This window comes from Dokdonella sp., from assembly GCF_035703485.1.
Taxonomy (GTDB): domain Bacteria; phylum Pseudomonadota; class Gammaproteobacteria; order Xanthomonadales; family Rhodanobacteraceae; genus Dokdonella.
In genome coordinates this window covers 1-10701 of sequence record NZ_DASSYD010000142.1, presented here as the reverse complement: position 1 = coordinate 10701, position 10701 = coordinate 1, and the positions used below count along the sequence as shown (strand labels likewise).

Below are 10701 nucleotides of genomic sequence, written 5' to 3'. Positions count from 1 at the left end.
AGCGACGAACCATTCGCAAAGATCCTGCAGATGGCGCTCGATCCCGCCGCGTTGCGGGGCGTAGTACTTGCCGAGATGCAGGACACGCATCGACTCAGCGCTCGTCGCGCCGGTTCCGATCGGATTCAGCGCCAGGCTGTCGTTCGCGTCGCAAATGCTCGATCTCCTGTTCAAGGATTGCCAGCTTCTGGGTCAGGCGGCGCATCTGACGCTCCTGACGCGAGCGGTCGATATCGAGCTTGAGCAAACGCAGCAACACCATCGACAGGCCAATGATGATCGGCAGCACCGGTGCGTAGTTGATGCCGGTGAGCATGCCAAGCCACACCACCAGCGCCGGAAACATGCCCAGAACAAGGGTCGCCGCGGCCACCATCAGCCACCAGGCCGCGAATGGACCATGCAGATGATCGCGCCGAACCAGATAGAAAATGGCACCGGCGAGGCCGATGCCGAGAATCGCCGCAGTAATTTGAGCGTCGAGCATCAGGGTTCAGCTCCAGCCGACGTCGGGCGACTCGAGCGATTGCCGAGATCGAGCCGTGAAATGCACAGAATCGTCGTATGAAACATGTAGCGCGCGACCATGGCCCACGAGGCGAAAACCCGCGAATGGCCCTCCTTTCGCTCTTGCATGACGGTTGGCGTTTCCACGATCCGCATTCCTTTACTGGCCAGCAACATGAGGACACCAACATCCTGAAAATCGAGCAGACTCGCCTCTGGTGCCGCGAGCATGCGCATTGCCTGCACATCATATAGTCGCAAGCCCGAAGTGAAATCACGCAAACGCAGCCCCGTGAGCAGGCGCAGATACTGCCAGGCAATCCGTTTCGGCAGGCTCAAACGCTCAATGCAGGTGCCGATCACCACGTTTGCATGCTCGCGTTGGTGAGCGATAAACAGATCAGGCAGCGAAGCCGGCAGATGCTGGCCGTCCGCATCGAGGCTGATCACGCCGCGATACCCGTTTCTCAACGCGTAACGAATGCCGGCCTGGCTTGCACCCCAGGCACCAAGCCCGATCGGCAGCATCAGCACCTCGGCACCCGCAGCACGAGCAGCCGAGGCGGTTCCGTCGGTACTCGCATCATCGACCACCAAAACACCACAGCCCAGCGTCCTGCGCACACCAGCAACCACCTCAGCCACCGTCGCCACCTCATCGCGTGCAGGAACAACGGCCAGACAAGCAGCGGGCGCAAGTAGAGGCATCAGGGACACAAGGGCATTCAGGGGACCGCGATTCTCGTCATCTGCGAGCGTCAATGTCAATGAATCGCCGAAACTGTCAGCCTGTCGGATGTCGCCGGTAGCGACAGGCGCAGGGGTCACCTGGCTGGAATCACTGGCCAGCCGGCTCAAGCCCCTTCGGCGGATCGTCAAAAGTTCCCGGAAAAGTGTCCGGATCCCGCTTTCCGTTGCGTCTCAGTCAGCGTGGGCGTGGTAAGCGCCGGCACCGAATGGCCCAAATGGCCACTCGAACCGCCGTAAATCACCACAATGAGTTTTGACAAGTCGGTCAAGCAAATGCCGCAAAGTTGTTGACGAGGAAGGGTTCTACTCCTATCCTCCGACAAGTTCAGGCACCAGCAAGACCATATTGCAATGCAACAGGGGAAGGGGAACCACCCGGCCCGAACAAACCTGGAGAGACTTAATGAATACGAAAATGAAAACACTGTCGCTGGCAGTTCTCGGCTTGGTGGGCTTCGGCGCTGCAGGTGCAGCGATGGCGCAGACTTGCCCGAGCAACTTGTCGCCGCCTTGGAGCTTGGTGTCGACCTTGCAGGGTACTGCAACCAGTCAGTCGGGTGGTTACGACGGTACTCAATGCCGCTTGCGTGTTGCGCTCAACCAGAACTCTTCACCAGCCGCTAAGGCGTTTGTGCTTGACCAGACTCCGGCTAGCGAACAGCGGTATCGAGTTCAGTTTATCGTCGATACCTCGGGACTCGGTCTTACCCAAGCAAATCGAAATGCGGCTGCATTCCAAATTTTGGGCGCGTCTGCCCCCGCTGGCGCTTCCGGTAGGTTGGTATCGGTGTTGATAACCGGGAATGGCAGTTCGGCAATTTTGCGAATCTTTGCGGGTGACACAAATACAGGTGGATTCTATCAAGCTGCCGATGTAGTGTTGCCGAATCAAGCAGGTGCCAATCGTGTGGAATTTGACCTAACTATCGGTGCGGCCGCTACCATGAAGTACTGGGTTAACGATGTGGCTACGGCTACCACCGAAGGCTCAACGACGGGTACCTTTACCAATTTGGCCAATTCAGGCTGGGGTGGCGTCGATCAGGCAACGCTGGGACTCTCAACTGCGAACACGTTCTATAGGCAGAACTTTACGAATACCAGTTATGTGTATTTTGATCAGTTTGACTCGCGCCGCCAGAGTTTCATTGGTAACTAAATTCTAGAACCCGATTGGCTTTCATACTGGAGTGACAAATGAAAAAGATTCTTACTTGCTCGATTGCATTAGCTAGTTTGGCTTTGGCCGGCTCAGCCTTCGGTCAAGCCTGCACGCCTTCCGCCGGTACTCCGGCACTCAACGGCACCAATAGCAATACAACTACCGGTGCTTATGATACGTGCTCGGCTACAAATCAACTGAGTTTTATGTGTAGCTCTTCCGGTACAAGTACCGCTATCGACGCAATCTGGTCGATAACTTTGGGTCCGGGTGCAATCAGCGGCAATTTGACTGTAAACACAACAACGCCGACGTACGACATGTATATTGCCCTGATGCAGGGAACGTGTGCTGATACATCGGCGTGCCCACGTGAGGCGGATAGCAATCCCGCTGGCCAAAGTGAGACAATTGATCTGACGGGCTTAGCTGCAGGCCAATATTTCTTGGCAGTTACCTCGTTTACCACGGGTCAATGCGGATCGGTTACTCTCGATCTGCCAACTCTGCCGGTGACTCTGCAAGGTTTTTCTGTCGAATAAATATTGGCTTTGAACTGAGGAATACGAGCCCACGTGGGACAAACACGTGGGCTTTTTCATATGCGCATGATTAAATTCGCAATTTCAATGTTTCTTGCGCTGTCCGCGTCTATTGGCACAGCTGCAGCGTCCAGCCCAGTGGGCTCTCCCAACCCTATTGATTTCACCGGTTTGGAGATTGGCCAGTCGCACCCGTTTGCAAAGGTGCATGCCCATGTCGAAGGGCTGAATGTGTCGGGTAACACGTTGGAAATCGAGCGGGTTGTGGCAAGCGATTCGAAGAATGCTTCGTTCAAATTTGAGCCGGTTAAGGTAAAGGCAAGCGAATCGTTTGCGTTGGATATGGAAATTACTCTCAACGCCGACGTGGGTCGAGTCAGCCATCATTTTGACGTGTATGCAAAGGGCCAGGCGAATCCGATCGATGGGTTTTCGGTGCAGGGGTTTTCAGATTGGCTGGTTTCTCCTGAGGGTACGGATATTGAGTTCGGCATTTTTGAAGCTGCCAAGCCCATTCGACGAATAGTACCAATTGAAGTCCGCCCTGGGGTCTCGGTCAAACTGGTTGGCATTGAAAAGCCCAGCGCCTATTTTGATGCGAAGGTTGTGCAGGGCGGCAAGGCGCTGGAGCTAAGCAGTAAAGAAGATGCGCCCTGGTCCAGCTTTGATGAAAAAATATTGGTGAAAACCGATAATGATTTGCAGCCGTTGGTCGCGTTCCGCCTTCGAGGTCAAGTGCGTGGTTCGGTTGTGCCGAGTTCCGATCCGCTCGACTTTGGATTGGTGCGCGAAGGGGACGGGGCTGAATTGACTCTCGTGCTCAATGATGTTTCAGGCAAGCCGCTGAAGATTGGAGCGGTTGTTTCCAACAGTCGAATGAAGGTGAGTACGAAGGTAGTCGAATGCTTTCCGAGCAACCCTTCCTGCCGAAATCTCAAAGTAATTTATCCTCCGATGAATCTACGTGGCGTTACCGGAGGCATGCTGGAAATCGAGCTGCCTGACTACAAGCGAAAGTTGTTTGTGCGTTTTGGTGCGTTGGGTATCGGCAAGGACACACAAGTCAAAGATTTGGCAGAAGAGCTGAAAAAGGCTAGTGAAGTTGAGCCATCTGTATCCAGCGTGCTTCGGCAGGCCATGCAGCAGCCGACCAATCCCGTCGAAATGCCAGCTCCTGATGGCAATGGGCCATTGCTGACTTGGAAGTCGACCCATGAAAATGGTGTTTATGGTTACGAAATCTATCGCTCCAATTTGCAAGATGGTCCGTTTCAACGGGTAAGCGCAGGGATCATTTCACGTCTCGATCAGACCGGTAAGCAGGGGTCGATCTACCGTTGGCGCGATGCCGATTACAAGTCTGGAATGACTTATTGGTACTACGTGAATCTGGTTATGGAGAATGGCACCAAGCGCAAATTCACGAGCGCGCAGAAGGTAGTTGCCAAGTGAGAAGGAGTGAGGTGAGTTCGTTCGTTCTGAATGCTGCCCACCCCCGGTTTACCTTTAGGTGTGAGTATTGAAAGTGAATGATTCGATCCATTTTTCCGCCTGGTTCGTTCGGTCTGTGGATCTGAGTCTTCCTCGTTACGGCGGCTACTTGCAAAGAACTATCCGAAGCCGGATAGCTGAATGAATGACTCTTAGAATGACTAGGATGGCTCAACTACGTTTGCATTGCAGGATAGTTACTTGTCCTTAATTTGCCATCCATTAGGGTTTTAGGATGCAAAGTCGTGAAGGGTGTTGATACCAATCCGCCAGCACCAGTCTCTTTAGTATTTCGCCGTTACGTTTTATTTCATGCGTAGCCGGTCGGTGGGTGTGCCCATGAATGAGCCTATCCACTTTGGCTGATCGCATTGCTTGTTCTACCGCTCCCTGATTCACATCCATGATCCCTTCATTCGCTGTGTCGCCGGTGTGCTTTTTGCTTTCCTGGCGCGCTTGGTTGGCAAATGCCTGCCGCTCTTCGACGCTTTTTGAGAGGAATGCGCGTTGCCACTCTGGTGAGCGTGAGAGCTTGCGGAATGCCTGGTACTCGACGTCGTCGGTGCACAAGGTGTCGCCGTGCATCAGCAGGGTGGGTGTGCCGTAGAGGTCGATGACGGAAGGGTCGGGTAGCAAGGTCATTCCGGCTTCTTTGGCGAAGCGCTCGCCCAGCAGGAAATCGCGGTTTCCGTGCATGTAGAAGCACGGCCGCTGCGCTTCGCGCATCGGCCGCATGGCTTCGACGAAACGCCTTCCGGTTTCGTCTTCAGCATCGTCTCCGATCCACGCCTCGAACAAGTCACCGAGGATGTAGAGCGCGTCGGCGTGTACCGCTTCTTCGCGTACGAACTTCGAAAACAGTTCGATGATCTCTGGGCGCACCAGATCCAGGTGCAGATCGGAGATGAAGAGTGTCGTCATGCTCAGGGAAGGATTTCTACTTTCTCGATTGTCACATCAGTGGTTGGTACGTCACTGCGGAACGGGCCTTTGGGTCCTGTTGGTACCGCGGCGATCTTGTCGACGACATCCATGCCTTCGATCACTTTGCCGAATACCGCGTAGCCCCAGGTCTCGGCGCGTTCGTCACTGACGAAATCGAGATTGCGGTTGTCGACCAGGTTGATGAAAAACTGCGCGGTTGCGGAATTTGGATCGGGCGTACGCGCCATGGCGAGTGTGCCGCGCTTGTTCGACAGTCCGTTCTTGGCCTCGTTGGTGATCGACGGGCGGGTTGGTTTCTGATGCAGATCGGGTGTAAAGCCGCCGCCCTGGATCATGAAGTTGCCGATGACCCGATGAAAAATGGTGCCGGCGTAGAAACCATCCTTGGCGTACTGGAGGAAGTTTTCAACGCTTTTCGGTGCCTTTTCGGCATCCAGCTCAACCGTGATATCGCCGAGGCTGGTCTTGATCAGCACCTTGGGGTTGACGGGTGCCGGGGCCTCGGCTGCTGCGTTGGGCTTGGCCGCTGCGGCTGGTTCGGCCGGCTTGGTTTGGGCGAGGGCGCTCATTGGTATCAGCGCGCACAAGGTAATGGACAGGATGCTGCGGATCGTCCTGCTTCGAAGAGTGCTCAACATTGTCGGATAACCTCGTTCAAATAGAAAGTCCGCACATCATAGACGTTGCGGGGGTTGCCGAGAACTGATCGGGCTGGCGACAGCCAGCCGGGTTCAGTTTCCATTCCCCCGTTGCGCCTGTGCAGGCGCGGTTCGGCGTCCCTGATCCTTGACTGTTACGAACGCGTGGCGAGCTAATCCGGGCAATTGAAGTGCCCGCTGGAATGCGCTTCGCAGCGCGAACAGGGCGAAGCCAAAGTCACTGGGTCCCTGCCTGCGCAGCGGCGACGAGAGGTTTTCTTGTGGTTCGTCGCGTGCTGGAGGCTCAAGCGTTTGTCCAGCGAGATTTCACCTTCCAGATAGTCGCTGGTTTCAGGCTTTCGTGGAGTGGGAGACTGGGTTTCATGGATCAAAGGTCGGTCCCCTGGCCCGCTTCCCAGCGCACAAGATCGACGGCCATCAGCCGACACTCGCTTTCCAACTTCCGATATCCACTACCCACTACCCACTACCCGATACCCACTACCCGATACCCGATACCCGATACCCAATACCCGAAACCCGAAACCCGAAACCCGAAACCCGAAACCCGAGCAACACCAAGCAACCTCACTTCCCATCCCAATCCCCCGTCGCCCCTGCGCAGGCAGGGGCCCAGCGACCCTGCTTCTGAGCTTGTTGGCAGTGCAAAGCAAAAGGGCCCAACATCTCATCAAGCGGCAAATGGCCCGGGCGTCGGCACAGATGGCAGCTCACCCGCCGTTTTCGCCCGCAAACAGCCACATGGCATCAGCCCATGGTCCGGCCGATGGCGCCCAATGCCCTCACCACAGATGAGGGGATCAAACATGCAGGCACCTGGCTGGACACAAGGCATCACGTTCAAGGCGATGGGCGTTGGCGTACTTGCCATGCTCATGTTGATTCCCCTGCTGCAGGTGCAGGGTTTGATCGGCGAGCGGCAAGGCCTCGAAAGCGAGGCGCGTCAAAATATTTCAGAACGCTGGGGCGGCTCGCAGATTGTCGGTGGCCCGGTGCTGGTTGTTCCGGTGCGCCGCCAGGTGCAGAGCGACAAGGGATGGATCAGTCGCGACCAGTTGCGTTACGTATTACCCGAGAAACTTGAGATCAAGGGCAATCTCGCTACCGAAGTCCGTCAGTATGGAATCTATGCGACGCCGATCTACACGGCGACAATTGGCCTGAGCGGTCGATTCCGCAGCGAAGACATTGCCGCACTGAGTCGCAACGGAGGCGAACCGCAATGGACCCAGGCGGTACTGCGTGTGCCGGTTGCCGATGTGCGCGGCATTCGCAGCCTGTCAGCATTGAAGATCGACGCAACTGATGTTGCTTTTGGTCCAGGTGGCGAGGGCATCGGTGGTATCACCGCAACCGAGGTGGCATGGCCGGTGGATCCCGAATCGCGGCTTGCCGCGCATGAGTTTGCCTTCGACATGCGCCTGGCCGGAACGGCAGCGCTGAGCTTTTTGCCCCTGGCTCGTCAGACCGATGTGACGGTTTCCGGAGCGTGGCCCGATCCGAGCTTCGCCGGCGCATTCCTGCCCGAAAGCCATGCCGAATCCAGTGGCGAATTCACTGCGCACTGGCAAGTGCTCGATCTCAACCGCAGCTATGGCCAGCAAGGTGCAGTGGAAGAATTCAGCAACTATGCTCTCCAGCAATCGGCTTTTGGTGTCGAATTGTTCCAGCCGGTCAGAACCTATCAACGCAACGAGCGCGCCGGCAAATACGGCATCCTGTTTATCGCCTTGAGCTTTGTCGCCTTGTTTCTGTTTGAAGCGCTTGGCCGCTGGCGGGTGCATCCGGTGCAATACCTGATGGTGGGTCTGGCCTTGTCCACGTTCTATGTCGTGCTGCTGGCACTGTCGGAACAAATCGGCTTTGCCTGGGCCTACGCCATCGCAGCAATCGCGGTAGTCGGCATCATTGCTGGCTATGCCGCTGCTGCTGCTCGAAGCCGTAGTGCGGGTGGGACGCTCGGGGCGCTGCTGGCGCTGGTCTATGGGTTGCTCTACGGGCTGGTCATCAGCGAGCAACATTCGCTGCTGATGGGTGCCATCGCCCTGCTCGCAGCCATCGCCGCCTTGATGTATCTGACCCGTCGCATCGACTGGTACGGGATCGGCCAATCGCAAAGGTAGAATATAGCCATGAATCTGCTTGCCATAGAAACTTCCACCGAATCGTGTTCGGTTGCCCTGAGCTGTAACGGCGAGTTGATCTCGCGCAGCGAATTTGCGCCGCGCCGCCACGCCGAGTTGCTGCTGCCGATGTGTGAGGAGGTGCTGACCGAAGCCGGCGTATCACGACGTCAGCTTGACGTCATCGCGGTCGGTCGAGGCCCGGGTGCCTTTACCGGTGTGCGTCTGGCGATTTCCGCAGCGCAAGGTATTGCTCTTGCGCTCGATCTCCCGGTGATCCCGATCTCGTCACTCGCCGCCTTGGCGCTGGATGCTCCCAACAACAACCACCCAATTCTCGCCGTGATAGATGCGCGCATGGGCGAAATCTACGCCGGTACGTTCCGCCGTGATCAAGAAGGATTGGTCGAGCCACTGGGCATGGAAAGCGTGGGCTCCGCCGCGGTGCTCAAGGTGGCTGCCGGGCAGATATGGAACGTCATCGGCAGCGGCTGGGACAGCTACGCCGAAATGATTCAATCGCGACTGGAATCGGCTCCTGCATGGGCGCAAGGAGAGCGCTATCCACAGGCAACGGCAATCGCACGGCTTGCCGCCCGCGAAGCCAGCAGCGGCCAGGGTCTCGCCCCCGAACTCGCCTTGCCGGTCTATTTGCGTGACAAGGTGGCGTTGACGACCAAGGAGCGACAGCAAGTTCGGAATTGAGTGTGTTCGCGGGTTTGACGTTGGGGAACTGCTGCCGTCGCGATCTACCAGCCTGGTTGAATGACGATGCCGTGATTCTTGGAAGAGAGTTCGATTTCCAGGTGCAGGTTGGGGCGCAAGCCTGGAATCGTTTCAAGCACGCAGCTCAAGATGCCTCTTCCGCGACGAGCATTGGCATAAGGAAAGTTCCGTACTCGCTTTGCCTTGACCACCTTGAAGTCAGGAGACAAAAGAGAAAAATAGCGGCATAGTTCTCCTGCTGAGAACTCGCGCCAGTGGTGACCGTAGGTGTGCGTGCGAAGGATATTTTCGACACTTATCCCGCCACCGAGACCTCGCACGAATCGAAAAAAATTCCACGCTCGACCATTCCATGCATAGTAGTTGGGTGTCGTAACGACAATGCGACCACCAGGTGCCAGGATGCGATGGATCTGCTTCCAGAATCGTACCGGATTGAATGTCAGGTGCTCAATGATCTCAGTGAACAGGATCACGTGCATGCTGGAATCCTCAATCACATCAAGCGCATCTGCTGCCTGGAGATCAGCGCAGTTTATCAATGCGATATCCATTTCACGCGCGAGTGATTGCACGTCGACCATTTCGAATGTCGCCGGAAGATCGAGCGCGCTGACTTGAAAGCCGGCCTTCTGCCACAGCACTGATTGATGCAGCCAATGGGCGCCGACATCGAGCAGCTTGACGCCGCGGTCTCCTTGCCAACCGGAGCAGAATTCGTTGAGCGTCGACGCAAAGCGTGGATAGTGACGCGCAAGATACGCGTCATCTGTTTTGCCGTGCTCCCCAAGCAGCGCGGCAAACTCATCGGCAGATAGATTGACTGGAATCATGCTTTGCGTTTTGGGTTTGGTGGCCATGATCAGTATGATTAGTGTCATCGATTCAAGATTGGAGCCACATCGGAATAGAATCAAAATCTGTTCCATCTGCTGGTGCCAAGCTGATCACGGCGGATTACGCACGCATCCTGTCGGCGTGAGTCCCGGAGGATGAAGGCACTTGCCTTCGAACGGTCGTTTGCGCATGACGGCGATCAAATGAGTCGGCGTGATCGTTCCGGCCAGGATTTCAGCCGTATCGCGTGCATGAATCCTATCGATCAGGTCGCGATCTTCGGGGAGTTTGGGATTGAAATTACCACCGAAGCTGCGATCAATGAAGGGATCGATCAGGTTGCCGTATGGCAGAAAAAGCTCAAAGTCGAAACGTTCGATCAATAGTGGAAGGATATCCTGGGCACGAATTCCTTCGAAACCCTCATTCGAACAATCCCAGTATTCGAGCAGTTCCTCGTGGCGCTGAAGTTGCCGATTCCAGCGACTGGCTTGTGGAAGTTCGCGCCAGTATTCGTGGATGATCGCCATCGCTTCCGGCCAACGCATGTGGCCATTGCGGCCGATCATGTCCGAGGTCAGGAATCGACCATCTGGCGACAGTGCAAATTCGATCGTGGAGAATAGCGTTTCGAGCTCGGCCACATGATGGAGGCTCTGGTTGGCCAAGATCGCGCTATAGGTTGCAGGTTCTGGTTGCCAAGTGTTGAAGTCAGTCAACTGGGGTCGGATGTGCTGTTCGAGATTGGCTTCCATGGCTGCAGATCTTCCGCGCTCCAGCATGGGGCTGTTGATATCGAGACAATCGATAGTGAAATGGGAGAAGCCGCGATTGACGAGCAGTTGCGCCACGCGGATTTCGGTATCACAGTTTCCACAACCGACGCTGGCAAAGCGGTGGAATTGATTCTCGCCGTCGCGAATAGTCTGTTCGAGAAACCGTGCGAAAAACTCATCCGG

11 protein-coding genes are annotated in these 10701 nt (G+C 56.0%); 5 read left to right on the top strand and 6 right to left on the bottom strand.

The window, feature by feature from the left end; all coding sequences use genetic code 11:
• Window positions 1-94: 94 nt before the first annotated feature.
• Both VFN25_RS11195 and VFN25_RS11190 read right to left on the bottom strand, forming a co-directional pair.
• Window positions 95-487: a DUF2304 domain-containing protein gene (locus VFN25_RS11195; protein WP_325141891.1), complete on the bottom strand. Its 393-nt coding sequence runs from the start codon at window positions 485-487 to the stop codon at window positions 95-97.
• Window positions 487-1215, bottom strand: a complete 729-nt coding sequence (locus VFN25_RS11190) for a glycosyltransferase (RefSeq protein WP_325141889.1) — start codon at window positions 1213-1215, stop codon at window positions 487-489. The genes VFN25_RS11195 and VFN25_RS11190 overlap by 1 nt, the downstream gene beginning before the upstream one ends.
• 445 nt (window positions 1216-1660) lie before the next feature.
• Here VFN25_RS11190 and VFN25_RS11185 point away from each other — a divergent pair, with 445 nt between their 5' ends.
• The 3 genes from VFN25_RS11185 to VFN25_RS11175 are packed head-to-tail and all read left to right on the top strand — an operon-like array spanning window position 1661 to window position 4413.
• Window positions 1661-2416, top strand: a complete 756-nt coding sequence (locus tag VFN25_RS11185; RefSeq protein WP_325141886.1) for a hypothetical protein — start codon at window positions 1661-1663, stop codon at window positions 2414-2416.
• A gap of 38 nt (window positions 2417-2454) precedes the next feature.
• Window positions 2455-2961, top strand: coding sequence for a hypothetical protein (locus tag VFN25_RS11180; protein WP_325141884.1), 507 nt, complete (start codon window positions 2455-2457; stop codon window positions 2959-2961).
• A gap of 60 nt (window positions 2962-3021) precedes the next feature.
• Window positions 3022-4413, top strand: a complete 1392-nt coding sequence (locus tag VFN25_RS11175; RefSeq protein ID WP_325141882.1) for a hypothetical protein — start codon at window positions 3022-3024, stop codon at window positions 4411-4413.
• A gap of 261 nt (window positions 4414-4674) precedes the next feature.
• Here VFN25_RS11175 and VFN25_RS11170 read toward each other — a convergent pair whose 3' ends face one another.
• Both VFN25_RS11170 and VFN25_RS11165 read right to left on the bottom strand, forming a co-directional pair.
• Entirely contained in the window at window positions 4675-5373 is a 699-nt protein-coding gene (locus VFN25_RS11170; protein WP_325141880.1) for a UDP-2,3-diacylglucosamine diphosphatase, read from the bottom strand.
• Window positions 5374-5375: 2 nt separating this feature from the next.
• Window positions 5376-5966, bottom strand: a complete 591-nt coding sequence (locus tag VFN25_RS11165) for a peptidylprolyl isomerase (protein ID WP_325141879.1) — start codon at window positions 5964-5966, stop codon at window positions 5376-5378.
• An 896-nt stretch (window positions 5967-6862) separates the two neighbouring features.
• On the opposite strand from VFN25_RS11165, the gene creD reads away from it, so the two are divergent.
• The gene (creD, locus tag VFN25_RS11160) at window positions 6863-8179 is read left to right on the top strand and encodes a cell envelope integrity protein CreD (RefSeq protein ID WP_325141877.1); all 1317 of its coding nucleotides are present in this window, start codon (window positions 6863-6865) and stop codon (window positions 8177-8179) included.
• A 9-nt stretch (window positions 8180-8188) separates the two neighbouring features.
• Window positions 8189-8884 carry a tRNA (adenosine(37)-N6)-threonylcarbamoyltransferase complex dimerization subunit type 1 TsaB gene (gene tsaB / locus VFN25_RS11155; RefSeq protein WP_325141875.1) on the top strand — a complete coding sequence of 232 codons (696 nt, stop codon included), beginning with the start codon at window positions 8189-8191 and terminating at the stop codon, window positions 8882-8884.
• 44 nt (window positions 8885-8928) lie between these two features.
• On the opposite strand, the gene VFN25_RS11150 is transcribed toward tsaB, so the two are convergent.
• Together VFN25_RS11150 and VFN25_RS11145 are read right to left on the bottom strand one after the other, a co-directional pair.
• Window positions 8929-9834: a class I SAM-dependent methyltransferase gene (locus tag VFN25_RS11150; protein WP_325141873.1), complete on the bottom strand. Its 906-nt coding sequence runs from the start codon at window positions 9832-9834 to the stop codon at window positions 8929-8931.
• 18 nt (window positions 9835-9852) lie between these two features.
• Window positions 9853-10701: class I SAM-dependent methyltransferase (locus VFN25_RS11145; RefSeq protein WP_325141871.1), on the bottom strand; the 849-nt coding region annotated here is incomplete at its 5' end.